Origin of the sequence: Streptococcus sp. CCUG 71758 (assembly GCF_011714815.1) — a bacterium.
GTDB classification, from domain to species: domain Bacteria; phylum Bacillota; class Bacilli; order Lactobacillales; family Streptococcaceae; genus Streptococcus; species Streptococcus halitosis.
Genome location: NZ_RXXO01000006.1, coordinates 13,291 through 30,729 on the forward strand (window position 1 = coordinate 13,291; position 17,439 = coordinate 30,729).

12 protein-coding genes are annotated in these 17,439 nt (G+C 43.7%); 11 read left to right on the forward strand and 1 reads right to left on the reverse strand.

What is annotated here, in order from left to right; genetic code table 11:
* Positions 1-123 precede the first annotated feature (123 nt).
* From comA to purH, 8 genes are all read left to right on the forward strand, one after another.
* Positions 124-2,277, forward strand: coding sequence for a peptide cleavage/export ABC transporter ComA (comA, locus tag EKB01_RS08505; protein WP_167266576.1), 2,154 nt, complete (start codon positions 124-126; stop codon positions 2,275-2,277).
* Between the two features lie 12 nt (positions 2,278-2,289).
* Entirely contained in the window at positions 2,290-3,639 is a 1,350-nt protein-coding gene (gene comB, locus EKB01_RS08510; protein ID WP_167266579.1) for a competence pheromone export protein ComB, read from the forward strand.
* A 169-nt stretch (positions 3,640-3,808) separates the two neighbouring features.
* Positions 3,809-4,516, forward strand: a complete 708-nt coding sequence (purC, locus tag EKB01_RS08515; protein WP_167266581.1) for a phosphoribosylaminoimidazolesuccinocarboxamide synthase — start codon at positions 3,809-3,811, stop codon at positions 4,514-4,516.
* A 66-nt stretch (positions 4,517-4,582) separates the two neighbouring features.
* A complete protein-coding gene (locus tag EKB01_RS08520; RefSeq protein WP_167266584.1) occupies positions 4,583-8,308 on the forward strand; it encodes a phosphoribosylformylglycinamidine synthase in 3,726 nt (1,241 codons plus the stop codon).
* A 12-nt stretch (positions 8,309-8,320) separates the two neighbouring features.
* Positions 8,321-9,763 (forward strand): amidophosphoribosyltransferase, encoded by a 1,443-nt coding sequence (gene purF, locus EKB01_RS08525; protein ID WP_167266587.1) that lies wholly within the window; start codon positions 8,321-8,323, stop codon positions 9,761-9,763.
* Between the two features lie 44 nt (positions 9,764-9,807).
* Positions 9,808-10,830, forward strand: coding sequence for a phosphoribosylformylglycinamidine cyclo-ligase (gene purM / locus EKB01_RS08530; RefSeq protein WP_000182571.1), 1,023 nt, complete (start codon positions 9,808-9,810; stop codon positions 10,828-10,830).
* Positions 10,827-11,372, forward strand: a complete 546-nt coding sequence (gene purN / locus EKB01_RS08535; RefSeq protein ID WP_167266589.1) for a phosphoribosylglycinamide formyltransferase — start codon at positions 10,827-10,829, stop codon at positions 11,370-11,372. Before purM ends, purN begins: the two co-directional genes overlap by 4 nt.
* A gap of 15 nt (positions 11,373-11,387) precedes the next feature.
* The gene (gene purH / locus EKB01_RS08540) at positions 11,388-12,935 is read left to right on the forward strand and encodes a bifunctional phosphoribosylaminoimidazolecarboxamide formyltransferase/IMP cyclohydrolase (protein ID WP_167266592.1); all 1,548 of its coding nucleotides are present in this window, start codon (positions 11,388-11,390) and stop codon (positions 12,933-12,935) included.
* A gap of 156 nt (positions 12,936-13,091) precedes the next feature.
* Here the strand turns inward: purH and EKB01_RS08545 are convergent, their stop codons facing one another.
* Complete coding sequence (locus tag EKB01_RS08545; protein WP_084852961.1) at positions 13,092-14,264, reverse strand: AIPR family protein; 1,173 nt, start codon at positions 14,262-14,264, stop codon at positions 13,092-13,094.
* Between the two features lie 117 nt (positions 14,265-14,381).
* On the opposite strand from EKB01_RS08545, the gene EKB01_RS08550 reads away from it, so the two are divergent.
* The 3 genes from EKB01_RS08550 to EKB01_RS08560 all read left to right on the forward strand — a co-directional run bounded on the left by EKB01_RS08550 (position 14,382) and on the right by EKB01_RS08560 (position 17,425).
* Complete coding sequence (locus EKB01_RS08550) at positions 14,382-14,657, forward strand: helix-turn-helix transcriptional regulator (protein WP_033685261.1); 276 nt, start codon at positions 14,382-14,384, stop codon at positions 14,655-14,657.
* Between the two features lie 255 nt (positions 14,658-14,912).
* On the forward strand, positions 14,913-16,172 hold the full coding sequence (purD, locus tag EKB01_RS08555) for a phosphoribosylamine--glycine ligase (protein ID WP_167266595.1): 1,260 nt from the start codon (positions 14,913-14,915) through the stop codon (positions 16,170-16,172).
* Positions 16,173-16,231: 59 nt separating this feature from the next.
* Complete coding sequence (locus EKB01_RS08560) at positions 16,232-17,425, forward strand: ATP-grasp domain-containing protein (protein WP_084852963.1); 1,194 nt, start codon at positions 16,232-16,234, stop codon at positions 17,423-17,425.
* The last annotated feature ends 14 nt before the right edge of the window (positions 17,426-17,439 follow it).

Genomic DNA, 17,439 nt, shown 5'->3' on the forward strand with positions numbered 1-17,439 from the left:
CTTTTTAAAGTGCGTTTTAGGCGCGAAAATGGTTTATTTGGGAATATTCTCCTGTTTTTATCCTTATTTGGTTAAAATAATCTTACAAATTTTTAAAGAGATTGTTAGAAAAAGGAGAAGGATATGAAATTTAGGAAAAGACACTATCGCCCCCAGGTGGATCAGATGGATTGTGGCGTGGCTTCCTTGGCTATGGTCTTTGGTTACTATGGAAGTTATTACTCCTTGGCTCATCTACGAGAGTTAGCCAAGACGACCATGGATGGGACGACAGCTTTGGGACTTGTAAAGGTGGCAGAGGAGATTGGGTTTGAGACGCGGGCTATCAAGGCGGATATGACGCTCTTTGACCTGCCAGATTTGACCTTTCCTTTTGTGGCTCATGTGCTCAAGGAAGGGGAGTTACTCCACTACTATGTGGTGACAGGTCAGGATAAAAAGCACATTCATATCGCTGATCCAGATCCTGGTGTCAAGCTAACCAAGATTTCCCGTGAGCGATTTGCTCAAGAGTGGACAGGGATTAGTATTTTTATGGCGCCATCTCCAGGCTATAAACCTCATAAGGAGAAAAAACAGGGGCTCCTATCCTTCTTGCCGATTTTATTCAAACAGCGTGGCTTAATTACCAATATCGTCCTAGCGACACTCTTGGTAACCCTGATCAACATTGTGGGCTCCTACTATCTTCAGTCCATCATTGATAGTTACGTACCAGATCAGATGCGCTCGACACTGGGTATTATCTCAATGGGGCTGGTCATCGTCTATATTCTCCAACAAATTTTGTCTTATGCCCAGGAGTATCTCCTACTGATCCTTGGGCAACGCTTGTCGATTGACGTGATTTTGTCCTATATCAAGCATGTTTTTCACCTGCCAATGTCCTTTTTCGCGACACGCAGGACAGGAGAAATCGTATCTCGTTTTACAGATGCCAATAGTATCATCGATGCGCTGGCGTCGACCATTCTGTCGATTTTCCTAGATGTGTCGACGATTTTGATTATCTCGCTTGTCTTATTTTCACAAAATATGACACTCTTTTTCATTAGTCTGCTTGCGCTTCCTATCTATACAGTGATTATCTTTGCTTTTATGAAGCCTTTTGAAAAGATGAATCGGGATACTATGGAAGCCAATGCAGTTCTGTCTTCTTCTATCATCGAGGACATCAACGGTATTGAGACCATTAAGTCTTTGACCAGTGAAAGTTCGCGCTATCAAAAGATTGACAAGGAATTTGTAACTTATCTGAAAAAATCCTTTACCTACAGTCGGGCAGAAAGCCAGCAAAAGGCACTGAAAAAAGTTGCCCAGCTCCTGCTCAATGTTGCCGTTCTCTGGCTGGGAGCCATTCTCGTCATGGATGGGAAAATGAGTTTGGGCCAGTTGATTACCTATAATACTTTGCTTGTTTACTTTACCAATCCTTTGGAAAATATCATCAACCTGCAAACCAAACTTCAGACAGCGCAGGTCGCCAATAACCGTCTTAACGAGGTTTATCTAGTAGCTTCGGAGTTTGAGGAGAAGAAAACGGTAGAAGATCTGAGTATGATGAAGGGAGAGATGACCTTTAAGCAGGTTCACTATAAGTATGGCTATGGTCGTGACGTCTTGTCGGATATCAATTTGACCATTCCTCAAGGGTCTAAGATGGCTTTTGTTGGGATTTCGGGGTCAGGTAAGACCACTTTGGCCAAGATGATGGTTAATTTTTACGACCCAAGTCAAGGGGAGATTAGTCTGGGTGGTGTCAATCTTAATCAGATTGACAAAAAGGCTTTGCGCCAGTACATCAATTATTTGCCTCAACAACCCTATGTCTTTAACGGGACGATTTTAGAAAATATTCTCCTTGGAGCTAAGGAGGGAACGACTCAGGAAGATATCTTACGGGCAGTCGAATTGGCCGAGATTCGGGAGGATATCGAGCGCATGCCACTGAATTATCAGACAGAATTGACTTCGGATGGGGCAGGGATTTCAGGTGGGCAACGGCAGAGAATCGCTCTGGCGCGTGCTCTCTTGACAGATGCGCCTGTCTTGATATTGGATGAGGCGACCAGCAGTCTGGATATTTTGACAGAGAAGCGGATCGTGGATAATCTCATGGCTTTAGACAAGACCTTGATTTTCATCGCCCACCGCTTGACCATCGCTGAGCGGACAGAGAAGGTTGTTGTTTTGGATCAGGGCAAGATTGTCGAAGAAGGTACCCATGCAGACTTGCTTGCTCGAGGTGGATTTTACGCCCATTTGGTCAATAGCTAGAAAGAGGAGAGGATGAAACCAGAATTTTTAGAAAGTGCGGAGTTTTATAATCGTCGTTATCATAATTTTTCCAGTCGGGTGATTGTACCCATGTCACTTCTGCTCGTGTTTTTACTAGGATTTGCAGTTTTTGCAGAGAAGGAGATGAGTTTGTCTACCAGAGCGACTGTCGAACCTAGTCGGATCATTGCCAACATCCAGTCGACTAGCAATCAACGCATTGTGGGCAACTATCTGGAAGAAAACAAGTTGGTCAAGCAAGGAGATCTGCTCGTTCAGTACCAGCAAGGGGCGGAGGCTGTCCAGGTTGAGGCATACGCCAGTCAGTTGGAGATGTTAAAGGATCAAAAAAAGCAGTTAGGGTATTTGCAATCCAGTTTGCAAGAGGGGAGTGATCAATTTCCAGAGGCAGATAAGTTTGGATACCAGGAGATGTTTCGAGACTATCTCAGCCAAGCTAGTAGTCTTAGGAGCAATGTTTCTCAGCAAAATGAGACCATCGCGTCCCAGAATGCAGCAACTAGTCAAACCCAAGCTGAGATCGGGAACCTCATCAGTCAAACAGAGGCTAAAATTCGCGATTACCAGACAGCTAAGTCGGCTATTGAAACAGGTGCTTCCTTGACCAGTCAGAATCTAGCCTACTCTCTCTACCAGTCCTACAAGTCTCAGAGGGAGGAAAATCCGCAAGCTAAGGCTCAGGCTGTTGCACAGATTGAAGCACAGCTTTCTCAGTTAGAATCTAGTCTTGCTACTTACCGCGTCCAGTATGCAGGTTCGGGAACCCAGCAAGCCTATGCGTCTGGTTTAAGCAGTCAATTAGAATCCCTCAAGTCTCAGCACCTAGTCAAAGTCGGCCAGGAATTAACCCTTTTGGATCAGAAAATTTTAGAAGCAGAGTCGGGTAAGAAAGTCCAAGGAGGTCTGCTGGACAAGGGGAAAATTACAGCAAGTGAGGATGGGGTGCTTCACCTTAATCCTGAAACCAGTGATTCTACCATGGTTGCAGAGGGGACCTTGCTAGCCCAACTCTATCCATCCTTGGAAAAAGAAGGCAAAACTAAACTCACGGCTTATCTCAGTTCAAAAGATATTGCTAGAGTCAAGATTGGGGACTCTGTTCGTTATACTACGACTAATGATGCCAAGAATCAAATTTTCCTGGATTCCACGATTACAAGTATCGATGCGACAGCTACAAAAACTGAACAAGGAAATTTCTTTAAAATTGAGGCGGAGACCCATCTGACTTCTGAGCAGGCTACAAAACTTCGCTATGGTTTAGAAGGTCGTCTACAGATGATTACAGGGAAGAAAAGCTATCTCCGTTATTTTTGGGATCAATTTTTGAATAAAGGGTAATATTCGTGTTTTTCAGAGGATAAATGATTTTAAAACTGTAAGAAGAGTTCATCTTGCAGTTTTTCTTTACGCTTGAAACAGGAAAACGTTATTTATTCGTAAAAAATCTTGAATTTTTCATGCTTTTGTGGTAGAATGTGCTCAAGTAAAACGAAAGGCGAACTTTAAAATGTCAAAACAACTGATCTATTCGGGAAAAGCCAAGGATATCTATACAACTGAGGATGAAAATCTCATTATTTCAACTTACAAGGACCAGGCAACTGCCTTCAACGGTGTCAAGAAGGAACAGATTGCGGGCAAGGGAGTGTTAAATAATCAGATTTCATCTTTTATTTTTGAGAAATTAAATGCGGCTGGTGTAGCGACTCACTTTGTGGAGAAGCTTTCGGATACGGAACAGCTCAATAAAAAAGTTGAGATTATTCCTTTGGAAGTTGTGCTCCGCAACTACACGGCTGGTTCCTTTTCAAAACGTTTTGGCGTAGAAGAAGGTATTGCATTTGAGACTCCAATTGTCGAATTTTACTATAAAAATGATGATTTGGATGATCCCTTTATCAATGATGAGCATGTGAAATTCCTAAAAATTGCGGATGACCAGCAGATTGCTTACTTGAAGGAAGAAACCCGTCGTATCAATGAGCTCTTGAAGGCTTGGTTTACTGAGATCGGCCTTAAATTGATTGACTTTAAGCTAGAGTTCGGTTTTGACAAGGATGGTGAGATTATCTTGGCAGACGAGTTTTCACCCGATAACTGCCGTTTGTGGGATGCAGATGGCAACCACATGGACAAGGATGTTTTCCGTCGTGGCTTGGGTGAATTGACGGATGTTTACGAGATTGTCTGGGAAAAGTTGCAGGGTTTGAAATAATCTGTTTGCAAGACTCTCAAGGTCGTTGGGAACATTGCAAGAGCTGAAATAAAGGAATAAGAATTGATGGATAAACGTATTTTTGTTGAAAAAAAGGCTGATTTTCAGGTCAAATCAGAGAGTTTGGTGAGAGAGCTCCAGCACAACTTGGGACTGTCAACTTTGAAAAGTATTCGCATTGTGCAAGTTTATGATGTCTTTGATTTGGCAGAGGACTTGTTTGCACCTGCGGAAAAACACATCTTCTCTGAGCAGGTGACAGACCATGTTTTGGACGAAGCGGTTGTGCAGGCGGATTTTGCCAACTATGCTTTCTTTGCCATTGAAAACCTGCCAGGGCAGTTTGACCAGCGTGCAGCTTCTTCACAGGAAGCCTTGCTTTTGCTTGGTAGCTCAAGTGATGTAACAGTCAACACAGCCCAGCTTTACTTGGTCAATAAGGATATTGATGCGACTGAGTTGGAAGCAGTCAAGAACTATTTGCTCAACCCAGTTGATTCTCGTTTCAAGGACATCACGACAGGGATTGCCAAGCAGGAATTTTCAGAGTCGGACAAGACCATTCCTAAATTGACTTTCTTTGAAAGTTATACGGCAGAAGACTTTGCTCGCTACAAGGCCGAGCAAGGGATGGCAATGGAAGTGGATGATTTGCTCTTTATCCAAGACTACTTCAAATCAATCGGGCGCGTACCGACGGAAACAGAGCTCAAGGTTTTGGATACTTACTGGTCTGACCACTGCCGTCACACGACTTTTGAGACGGAGTTGAAACACATTGATTTCTCAGCTTCTAAATTCCAAAAGCAATTGCAAGCGACTTATGACAAGTATATTGCCATGCGTGAGGAACTAGGTCGGTCTGAAAAGCCACAAACCTTGATGGATATGGCGACTATTTTCGGTCGTTATGAGCGTGCTAATGATCGTTTGGACGATATGGAAGTGTCTGACGAAATCAATGCATGCTCGGTTGAAATCGAAGTGGACGTTGATGGTGTCAAGGAACCTTGGCTCCTTATGTTCAAAAACGAAACCCACAACCACCCAACGGAAATTGAGCCATTTGGTGGAGCGGCTACTTGTATCGGTGGTGCCATTCGTGACCCGTTGTCAGGGCGTTCCTACGTTTACCAAGCTATGCGTATCTCAGGCGCTGGTGATATTACAGCTCCGATTTCAGAAACGCGTGCTGGGAAATTGCCACAACAGGTCATTTCGAAGACAGCGGCTCATGGTTATTCTTCGTATGGTAACCAAATTGGTCTGGCGACGACTTACGTTCGTGAGTACTTCCACCCAGGCTTTGTAGCAAAACGCATGGAGCTAGGTGCCGTTGTTGGTGCTGCTCCTAAGGAAAATGTAGTCCGCGAAAAACCGGAAGCCGGCGATGTGATTATCTTGCTCGGTGGTAAGACTGGACGTGATGGTGTCGGTGGTGCAACGGGATCTTCTAAGGTTCAAACAGTTGAGTCTGTAGAGACTGCTGGTGCTGAGGTTCAAAAGGGAAATGCCATCGAAGAACGCAAGATTCAACGTCTTTTCCGTAATGGAGATGTCACTCGTCTCATCAAGAAGTCCAATGACTTTGGAGCAGGTGGGGTCTGTGTAGCTATCGGTGAATTGGCAGACGGTCTTGAAATCGACCTCAACAAGGTTCCTCTAAAATACCAAGGTTTGAACGGTACAGAAATTGCTATCTCTGAATCTCAAGAACGGATGGCAGTTGTGGTGCGTCCTGAAGACGTAGATGCCTTCGTTGCGGAATGTAATAAAGAAAATATTGACGCTGTTGTGGTGGCGACAGTGACTGAAAAACCAAATCTTGTCATGCATTGGAATGGTGAAACCATTGTTGACTTGGAACGTCGTTTCCTTGATACCAATGGTGTGCGCGTAGTCGTTGATGCCAAGGTGGTAGACAAGGATGTCAAGCTTCCAGAAGAACGTCAAACATCTGCTGACACACTTGAAGCTGATACCCTTGCGGTTCTGTCTGATCTCAACCATGCGAGTCAAAAAGGATTGCAAACCATCTTTGACTGTTCGGTCGGTCGTTCAACTGTCAATCACCCACTTGGTGGTCGCTACCAACTCACACCAACTGAGGCGTCTGTGCAGAAATTACCAGTTCAGCACGGTGTGACGAATACTGCGTCAGTCATGGCGCAAGGATTTAACCCTTATGTGGCAGAATGGTCTCCATATCATGGCGCTGCTTATGCGGTTATCGAAGCAACCGCTCGTTTGGTGGCTGCTGGTGCCAACTGGTCTAAGGCCCGCTTCTCTTATCAAGAGTATTTTGAGCGGATGGACAAACAAGCTGAGCGTTTTGGTCAGCCAGTAGCAGCTCTTCTAGGTTCTATCGAAGCACAAATCCAACTTGGTTTGCCATCTATCGGTGGTAAGGACTCTATGTCTGGTACTTTTGAAGAATTAACCGTACCACCAACCTTGGTTGCCTTTGGGGTGACGACGGCAGATAGCCGTAAGGTCCTCTCTCCTGAGTTCAAGACTGCTGGTGAAAACATCTACTACATCCCAGGTCAAGCCCTCTCTGCAGAGATTGATTTTGACTTGATTAAGTCTAACTTTGCTCAATTTGAAGCCATCCAAGCTGGTTACAAAATAACATCTGCATCAGCTGTTAAATACGGAGGTGTCCTTGAAAGCTTGGCTCTTGCTACTTTTGGGAACCATATTGGTGCAGAGGTGACCTTGCCTGAACTTGAAAGTTCTTTAACAGCTCAATTGGGCGGATTTGTCTTCACATCTCCTGAAGAGATTGCTGGAGTAGAGAAAATCGGTCAAACAAGCGCAGACTTTACACTCGTTGTCAACGGTGTGAAGTTAGATGGACAGAAACTTGACAGTGTCTTCCAAGGAAAACTAGAAGAAGTTTACCCTACTGAATTTGCACAAGCCAAAGAATTGGCTGAAGTTCCAGCTGTCGCTTCTGACGCAGTCATCAAAGCCAAGGAAACTATTGAAAAACCTGTGGTTTACATCCCAGTCTTCCCAGGAACCAACTCAGAATATGACTCAGCTAAAGCATTTGAAAAAGAAGGTGCAGAGGTTAACTTGGTGCCATTTGTGACCTTGAACGAAGAAGCTATTGTCAAGTCAGTTGAAACCATGGTTGACAATATCGGCAAGGCAAACATTCTCTTCTTTGCAGGTGGATTCTCAGCTGCGGATGAGCCGGATGGATCAGCTAAATTTATTGTCAATATCCTTCTTAATGAAAAAGTGCGTGCAGCCATTGATAGCTTTATCGCTCGTGGTGGCTTGATTATCGGTATCTGTAACGGATTCCAAGCTCTTGTCAAATCAGGTCTTCTTCCATACGGAAACTTTGAGGATGCTAACAGTACTAGTCCAACTCTCTTCTACAATGATGCCAACCAGCACGTGGCCAAGATGGTGGAAACTCGGATTGCCAATACCAATTCGCCATGGTTGGCTGGCGTGCAAGTGGGCGATATCCACGCTATTCCGGTTTCACACGGTGAAGGGAAATTTGTTGTGACGGCTGAGGAATTTGCAGAGCTCCGTGACAATGGTCAAATCTTTAGCCAATACGTTGATTTTGACGGCAAACCAAGTATGGATTCTAAGTACAATCCGAATGGTTCTGTAAATGCCATCGAAGGGATTACCAGCAAGAACGGTCAAATCATCGGTAAGATGGGCCATTCAGAACGTTATGAAGACGGTCTTTTCCAAAACATCCCAGGAAATAAAGACCAGCACCTGTTTGCATCGGCTGTGCGTTATTTTACAGGGAAATAAAAGGTATAAAAAATGACATACGAAGTAAAATCTCTTAATGAAGAATGTGGTGTTTTCGGTATCTGGGGGCATCCAGATGCTGCTAAAATGACCTATTTTGGGCTCCACAGTCTTCAGCACCGTGGTCAGGAGGGGGCTGGAATCCTCTCCAATGACCAAGGGCAATTGAAGCGTCATCGTGATATGGGGCTTTTATCAGAAGTGTTCAGAAACCCAGCTAATTTGGATAAATTGACTGGCACGAGCGCGATTGGGCATGTGCGTTATGCGACTGCTGGCGAAGCTTCTGTGGATAACATCCAGCCCTTCCTCTTTCGTTTTCATGATATGCAGTTTGGACTTGCTCACAACGGAAACCTGACCAATGCCGAATCGCTCAAGAAAGAATTGGAACAAAGAGGCGCTATTTTCAGCTCAACTTCGGACTCAGAAATCTTGGCTCACCTCATTCGTCGGAGTCACAATCCGAACTTGATGGGCAAAATCAAGGAGGCGCTCAGCCTTGTCAAAGGTGGCTTTGCTTATATCTTGCTGTTTGAGGACAAGTTGATTGCGGCGCTTGATCCTAATGGTTTCCGTCCGCTTTCTATCGGGAAAATGGCCAACGGAGCGGTGGTCGTTTCTTCTGAAACTTGTGCCTTTGAAGTCATCGGTGCTGAGTGGATTCGTGATGTGAAACCAGGGGAAATTGTGATTGTGGATGACAATGGAATTCAGTATGATAGCTATACGAATGATACCCAGTTGGCGATTTGCTCTATGGAGTATATCTACTTTGCCCGTCCTGACTCTAATATCCATGGTGTCAACGTCCATACAGCTCGCAAACGTATGGGGGCTCAATTGGCGCGTGAGTTCAAGCACGAAGCGGATATTGTGGTCGGTGTGCCAAATTCCTCACTCAGCGCAGCTATGGGATTTGCAGAAGAATCTGGTCTGCCAAATGAAATGGGTCTTATCAAGAATCAATACACGCAACGTACCTTTATTCAACCGACTCAAGAATTGCGGGAGCAAGGAGTGCGGATGAAACTGTCTGCTGTTTCAGGTGTTGTCAAAGGAAAACGTGTGGTTATGGTGGATGATTCCATTGTCCGCGGGACAACCTCCCGCCGTATCGTTCAGCTTTTGAAAGAAGCAGGTGCGTCCGAGGTTCACGTTGCTATTGGAAGTCCTGCGCTAGCTTATCCATGTTTTTACGGGATTGATATCCAGACGCGTCAGGAGCTGATTGCGGCCAATCATACGGTCGAGGAAACTCGCCAAATCATTGGTGCGGATAGTCTGACCTATCTTTCGATTGATGGCTTGATTGATTCTATCGGGATTGAAACAGATGCGCCAAACGGTGGTCTTTGTGTCGCTTACTTTGACGGCGACTACCCAACTCCTCTCTACGACTATGAGGAAGACTATCAAAGAAGTTTGGAAGAAAAGACCAGTTTTTACAAATAGACGGATAAAGACTCCCCATTAAAGGAAAGGAAGAGGAGACAAAGATGACAAATAAAAATGCTTATGCGCAGTCTGGTGTGGATGTTGAAGCGGGTTATGAAGTTGTTGAACGGATCAAAAAGCACGTGGCTCGTACGGAGCGTGCAGGTGTTATGGGAGCTCTGGGTGGCTTTGGTGGCATGTTTGACCTTTCAAAAACAGGTGTCAAAGAGCCGGTCTTGATCTCAGGGACTGACGGTGTCGGAACCAAGCTCATGCTGGCTATCAAATACGATAAGCACGATACTATCGGTCAGGACTGTGTGGCCATGTGTGTTAATGACATCATCGCTGCAGGTGCGGAGCCTCTTTACTTCCTTGACTACGTCGCGACTGGCAAGAATGAACCAGCTAAACTAGAACAAGTCGTTGCTGGTGTAGCAGAAGGTTGTGTGCAGGCAGGCGCAGCCCTCATCGGTGGAGAAACGGCTGAGATGCCTGGTATGTACGGCGAAGATGACTACGACTTGGCTGGTTTTGCAGTCGGTGTGGCTGAAAAATCTCAAATCATAGACGGTTCCAAAGTAGCTGAAGGTGATGTCCTTCTCGGACTTGCGTCAAGTGGGATTCACTCAAATGGTTACTCACTCGTGCGCCGTGTTTTTGCCGACTACACGGGTGAGGAAGTCCTGCCAGAATTGGAAGGCAAGAAACTCAAGGAGGTCCTTCTTGAGCCGACTCGTATCTATGTCAAGGCTGTCTTGCCACTCATCAAGGAAGAGTTGGTCAATGGAATTGCCCACATCACAGGTGGCGGCTTTATCGAGAATGTTCCTCGTATGTTTGCGGCTGACCTAGCTGCGGAAATTGAAGAAGACAAGGTTCCAGTGCTTCCGATTTTCAAAGCCCTTGAAAAATACGGTGAAATCAAGCATGAAGAAATGTTTGAAATCTTCAACATGGGTGTGGGACTCATGCTGGCAGTTAGCCCTGAAAATGTAGGTCGCGTCAAGGAATTGTTGGATGAACCAGTCTATGAAATTGGTCGCATCGTCAAGAAAGAAAACGAAAGTGTCATCATCAAATGAAAAAAATAGCGGTTTTTGCCTCTGGTAACGGCTCAAATTTTCAGGTGATTGCCGAAGAATTTCCGGTGGAATTTGTCTTTTCAGACCATCGTGACGCCTATGTGCTCGAGCGGGCAGAAAAGCTCGGAGTCCTGTCTTATGTTTTTGAACTCAAGGAGTTTGAGAACAAGGCGGACTACGAAGCTGCTCTTGTCGAACTCTTGGAAGAACACCAGATTGACTTGGTTTGCCTCGCTGGCTACATGAAAATCGTTGGGTCAACCTTATTGGCAGCTTATGAGGGCCGAATTATCAACATTCATCCAGCCTACCTGCCCGAATTTCCAGGAGCTCATGGGATTGAGGACGCTTGGAATGCTGGGGTTGCTGAGAGCGGCGTGACCATTCACTGGGTGGATTCCGGAGTGGATACAGGAAAGGTTATCAAACAAGTGCGTGTACCACGTCTAGCTGGTGATACGATTGAAAACTTTGAAGCTCGCATTCATGAAGCGGAGTACAAGTTGTATCCGGAAGTTATTAGAGAATTGTTGGACAAGTAAATGAAAGGAAAAAACATGACTAAACGCGCCTTAATCAGCGTCTCAGACAAAGCGGGCATTGTTGAATTTGCCCAAGAACTCAAAAAACTTAGTTGGGAGATTATCTCAACAGGTGGGACCAAAGTTGTCCTTGACAATGCTGGGGTGGAGACCATTGCGATTGATGATGTGACTGGTTTTCCAGAAATGATGGATGGTCGTGTTAAGACCCTTCATCCAAATATCCACGGTGGGCTCTTGGCTCGTCGTGATCTTGATAACCACCTTCAAGCAGCCAAGGACAATAATATCGAATTGATTGACCTTGTGGTGGTAAACCTTTACCCATTCAAGGAAACGATTCTCAAACCAGATGTGATGTATGCAGATGCAGTGGAGAATATCGATATTGGCGGGCCATCCATGCTTCGTTCAGCAGCGAAAAACCACGCTAGCGTAACGGTTGTAGTAGACCCTGCTGACTATGCAGTGGTGCTTGATGAATTGGCAGCAAATGGTGAAACTACTTATGAAACTCGTCAACGTTTGGCGGCTAAGGTTTTCCGCCACACAGCAGCTTATGATGCTTTGATTGCGGCATATTTCACTGCTCAAGTGGGCGAAAGCAAACCTGAAAAACTCACTTTGACCTATGACCTCAAGCAACCCATGCGTTACGGTGAAAACCCTCAACAAGATGCAGACTTCTACCAAAAAGCTCTTCCTACGGAATACTCCATTGCATCCGCTAAACAGCTAAACGGGAAAGAATTGTCCTTTAACAATATCCGTGATGCGGATGCAGCTATCCGTATCATCCGTGATTTCAAAGACCGTCCAACCGTTGTGGCTCTCAAACACATGAATCCGTGCGGTATCGGTCAGGCAGATGACATCGAAACTGCTTGGGATTACGCTTATGAGTCTGACCCAGTGTCTATCTTTGGTGGAATTGTCGTCCTTAACCGTGAGGTGGATGCTGCGACTGCTGAGAAGATGCACGGCGTTTTCCTTGAGATCATTATCGCACCGAGCTATACAGATGAAGCGCTAGCCATTTTGACCAACAAAAAGAAAAACTTGCGTATCCTTGCCTTGCCATTCGACGCTCAAGATGCCAGCGAAGTGGAAGCAGAATACACAGGTGTGGTTGGTGGACTTCTTGTGCAAAACCAAGACGTGGTTAAAGAAAGCCCAGCTGACTGGCAAGTGGTGACCAAACGCCAACCAACGGAGACAGAAGCAACTGCTCTTGAGTTCGCTTGGAAGGCTATTAAATACGTCAAATCAAACGGAATTATCATAACCAATGACCACATGACACTCGGTGTTGGCCCAGGGCAAACTAACCGTGTAGCTTCCGTACGTATTGCGATTGACCAAGCTAAAGACCGTCTTGACGGTGCTGTCCTTGCTTCCGATGCCTTCTTCCCATTCGCGGATAACGTGGAAGAAATCGCCAAAGCGGGAATTAAGGCTATCATTCAACCGGGAGGCTCCGTACGTGACCAAGAATCCATCGAAGCTGCTGACAAATATGGCTTGACTATGGTCTTCACAGGAGTGAGACATTTTAGACATTAAGATTTTATTCATTTTTCGTTAAATTTTTTTTATCGTATACCAGTATTAATGATAAAAATTTTTAAAATATAGAAAAAGCACTCAAGTCAAAGTTGAGCGCTTTTTTGATAGTTTAAGTTACACAAACTATGCAGATTCTTCTATAGAAAATTTATCCTAATTTCTTTCATTCAAAAGCTTGTCTAATAGCAAATCTTTTCTAACACTGTCAACGATTCTATAATTAGCTTGCCATAGTGTTTTGCTTTTTCCAACTTGTTGAGGGTTAGTATCTGTGTCGAAAGTATTTTGTACCAGTCTTGTTCCAGCGATTTTCCATACGTCTTTAGGATCGAATTCCCAACTGATTTTTCCATCGGACTCTCTAAGTAATGCTCTAAAGGCACCGAAAATAGGCATCAAAAAACCAGTAGAGATATTGTAATTGATAGATTGTTCAGTGAAGTCGGTATAATAACTTCCAGATCCCTCTACTCCACGAATTCTTCCGAATGCTGCATTCTTTCCTTCAGAATTTTTATATTCTTGGTATTTGTTAGGAAGTTCCTTTTGAATTAGCTCATAAAGATCAACTAGGTCAGGAAGAAAAGGTGCTAATTTTTCATAGATATTATTGTCTGTTCCGAATTCCTTTTGGTAATCTTTGAATACTGCTTGTTTTCCAGAATATGCAGATACTGGTGCAGTACTATCGTCTGGAAAACGTTTAATATTGAAAGTAAACATCAAACGAATTAATTCAGCAATTGGAATTCTTTTATTCTCGTTATCTTTATAAGCAATCTCTGAGGCGTATTGCTCATTCGACAACGAGTCTTTAATTAGATCAAACTTATCATCTAGTTCAAATAATGCGATATCACTAACTTGAGCAGAAGTATTTCGTGCATCAGCTATACGTGAAACTGTCAATTGTTCACCGACAATAATTTCAAGTTTGACAAATTTATCTAGTCCGGAGTGAATCTGATCTCTATTATCTATAATCGCTTTGTATGTATGACCACCATCCAGGATTCCGTAATTTTGAGGATCATCTCCTAAATCTAAAGATACCAAGTTTTGATTGGGTGTGAATTTGAATTGTTTAGCAACAATTACTATTCCCCGATTATTGATATCGAAATCAGTGTCAGGCGACTTGACAGCATTAATTAACGATTTGGCAACTGCTGTAGTCATTTTAGGTTGTCTCGGATTGACTTCCATCGGTAAGTTGGAAGGGAGATCTCTAAAGTTGAGATATACAAAATAGGTAGTGACACCTTTTTGTGAGGGGGATTCGATAGTTCGAACGGCGCTAGCCTTAAAATTAAATGTTGAGCTCATAGTAAGCCTCCTAAAAATTTATTCAGCAAGTTGATTTTTCAATTGCTATACTAGTATTATATCTTTTTTTTAAAAAAAATAAAGGAACCTAGGTTCCTTTTGTGTTATAATAAAAATATGACTTTGAGAAAAAATGAAACACAACACAGAGAAATAGGAAATTTAATAAGAAAACACAGAGCGAGCTTAACAGACTTACCAAAATCTAGACAGGGATTTATAGATGATCGTAGCCAAAAATTTTTTGATTGCGATGATTGGATTAGTGAAAAAACGCTATGTAACTACGAAAATGGTAAAAATATTCCATCGTTAGAAAATATTCGTAACCTATCTATTGCTTTAGAAATTGATGAGCTTGAATTTGTTAAAGAAATATTGGACTTGCTTTAATCAATTTCTATTTCAACTTAGATTTAAGAAACCTTTCTATATTAAAAAATTAATTTGTAAACATAATCCATCGAAGCTGCGGATAAATATGGCTTGACCATGGTCTTCACAGGCGTGAGGCATTTTAGACATTAAAAAACGAAAGGGAAGAAAACAGTTTCTTTCCTTTTTTGGCTTAAAATGCTAAGTGAAACAAGATTAAAACGAACGTTTATGATATAATATTAGTAAATAATTCGCAAAAGAGGTTGAGAGATGAAGCTGTTAGTTGTCGGTTCTGGTGGTCGTGAACATGCGATTGCTAAGAAGTTGCTTGAATCAAAAGACGTTGAAAAAGTTTTTGTAGCTCCTGGAGATGACGGGATGACCTTAGATGGACTTGATTTGGTAAATATCTCTATTTCCGAACATTCTAAGTTGATTGACTTCGCAAAGGCCAACGATATTGCTTGGACCTTCATCGGTCCAGATGATGCCCTGGCTGCAGGTATCGTGGATGACTTTAATCAAGCTGGGCTCAAAGCCTTTGGCCCGACCAAAGCTGCAGCGGAGCTAGAGTGGTCTAAGGATTTTGCTAAGGAAATCATGGTCAAATACGACGTTCCGACAGCAGCCTATGGCACATTTTCGGATTTCGAGGCAGCTAAGGCTTATATCGAAGAGAAAGGCGCTCCAATCGTTGTTAAGGCGGATGGATTGGCGCTTGGGAAAGGTGTTGTCGTTGCTGAAACGGTTGAGCAAGCGGTCGAAGCCGCTCATGAGATGCTTTTGGACAATAAGTTCGGTGACTCAGGCGCGCGTGTGGTTATCGAGGAATTCCTTGACGGAGAAGAGTTCTCTCTCTTTGCCTTTGTCAATGGGGACAAGTTCTACATCATGCCGACGGCTCAGGATCACAAACGTGCTTACGACGGCGACAAGGGCCCTAACACTGGTGGGATGGGTGCCTATGCGCCAGTTCCTCACTTGCCACAGAGCGTGGTTGACACAGCTGTTGACACCATTGTCAAGCCAGTCCTTGAAGGGATGATCAAAGAAGGTCGTCCTTATCTTGGTGTCCTCTACGCGGGGCTTATTTTGACTGCTGGCGGTCCGAAGGTTATCGAGTTCAACGCTCGTTTTGGTGATCCCGAAACTCAGATTATCCTGCCTCGCTTGACATCTGACTTTGCGCAAAATATCACGGATATTCTCGATAGCAAGGAGCCGAACATCACGTGGACGGACAAGGGCGTGACTCTGGGTGTGGTTGTCGCATCCAAGGGCTACCCGCTAGACTATGAAAAAGGCGTCAAGCTTCCAGCCAAGACCGAAGACGACATCATTACCTACTATGCTGGGGCTAAGTTTGCGGAAAATAGCAGAGCACTGCTGTCAAATGGCGGTCGAGTATACATGCTGGTCACCACAGCAGATACTGTCTCAGCTGCGCAGGAAAAAATCTACGACCAACTAAAAAAACAAGACACAACAGGTCTTTTTTATAGGCATGATATTGGTGGTAAGGCTTTGTAAATCAAATCTATGAAACTTTTAGCCGTGAGACTTAAAAATAGACTTCAGGTGTTTGAAAAATGAAAAATAGATTGCTATTTTTAGAAGGTTCAAGCTTGACCTCACGAGAAACTTTGACAGTTTTGTTGAAAGAAAGCTATAAAATTGATGTGTTATCTCCTAGAAGATTTTCCATTGCATACTTCAGTCGTCTAACCCATAGAGTTCCGATAGTTGATGTGAATCGTTTTCCTGTAGATTATCTGAGACAGGTTAGTCAGTTGCTTCATAAAACCAATTACAAGGCCATTTTGCCAACACATGAAGAAGGCTGGTTATTGGCAAATGGGAAACAATTTTTGCCTCAATCGCTACCAATCGCCCTTGCTGATAAAGAGCAGTTTAAAATGTTGGCTGGAAAGATTGCTTTTGCTGAAACTGCGGATTTATTAGGACTTCCCACACCTAAGTGGGAGTACGTGAAAGATGCAGACTCTATACTGTTAGACTATCCTTATTGGCTGAAAGCAGATTATGGTACTGCCGGTCGCTCGGTTTATAAGATTTCAAGTAAGAAAGATTTGGCTGAAGTGACGAGCAAATTAACAGCGAGTGATGAGGAATGGATGGTTCAGCAAGACATAGTTGGAGACTATGGTCAGGTTCAAGCAGTGTTTGATCATGGAGAATTACTCGCAGTGCATTCTAGCGTAAAAGTAGGTTCTGGCGCGGGTGGTTCGGCTGCGGCAAGATTAAGCATAGAATCTAAAAGAACGAGAGAGCATGTTGAAAAATTAGGACAATATATACAATGGCATGGCTGCCTAACCCTAGATTTTATACGTAGGGGAGATCAATTTTACTATATAGAGTGTAACCCTAGAATGGTAGAGCCTGCTAACGCTTATAAAGCAGGAGTTAATTTTCCAAAAATCATGATAGAACTAGCCAGTCATAGCTACGCTAAATCTGAGGTCATTCTTGGTCAAGCAGGCGTTGAGACGCATAGTCTGATGGCTTTGATTATTGGAACAGCTGAGAAGACGAAAAGTAGAAGAAAAATATTGCAGACAATAAAGTACTGGCTTTTAAGATGTGATAGTGAAGAAGTGTTGACACCTGTATGGAAGGATTTGCCGAGCATTATACCTCTTGCGACAATTATACTTCGTTTATTGATAAAACCTAAGAGCGTTGAAAATCTGGTTGATCAGACTGTTCAACATTATAGTGTTGAATCAGCTACTGTAAAAAATATTGAGCAAAAGAATTAGTTTATTCAGAGGAG

Bases quoted from the DNA above. Each gene is read 5' to 3' on its own strand.
- comA (WP_167266576.1), top strand. From the start codon at position 124: ATGAAATTTAGGAAAAGACACTATCGCCCCCAGGTGGATCAGATGGAT.
- comB (WP_167266579.1), top strand. From the start codon at position 2,290: ATGAAACCAGAATTTTTAGAAAGTGCGGAGTTTTATAATCGTCGTTAT.
- purC (WP_167266581.1), top strand. From the start codon at position 3,809: ATGTCAAAACAACTGATCTATTCGGGAAAAGCCAAGGATATCTATACA.
- EKB01_RS08520 (WP_167266584.1), top strand. From the start codon at position 4,583: ATGGATAAACGTATTTTTGTTGAAAAAAAGGCTGATTTTCAGGTCAAA.
- purF (WP_167266587.1), top strand. From the start codon at position 8,321: ATGACATACGAAGTAAAATCTCTTAATGAAGAATGTGGTGTTTTCGGT.
- purM (WP_000182571.1), top strand. From the start codon at position 9,808: ATGACAAATAAAAATGCTTATGCGCAGTCTGGTGTGGATGTTGAAGCG.
- purN (WP_167266589.1), top strand. From the start codon at position 10,827: ATGAAAAAAATAGCGGTTTTTGCCTCTGGTAACGGCTCAAATTTTCAG.
- purH (WP_167266592.1), top strand. From the start codon at position 11,388: ATGACTAAACGCGCCTTAATCAGCGTCTCAGACAAAGCGGGCATTGTT.
- EKB01_RS08545 (WP_084852961.1), bottom strand. From the start codon at position 14,264: ATGAGCTCAACATTTAATTTTAAGGCTAGCGCCGTTCGAACTATCGAA.
- EKB01_RS08550 (WP_033685261.1), top strand. From the start codon at position 14,382: ATGACTTTGAGAAAAAATGAAACACAACACAGAGAAATAGGAAATTTA.
- purD (WP_167266595.1), top strand. From the start codon at position 14,913: ATGAAGCTGTTAGTTGTCGGTTCTGGTGGTCGTGAACATGCGATTGCT.
- EKB01_RS08560 (WP_084852963.1), top strand. From the start codon at position 16,232: ATGAAAAATAGATTGCTATTTTTAGAAGGTTCAAGCTTGACCTCACGA.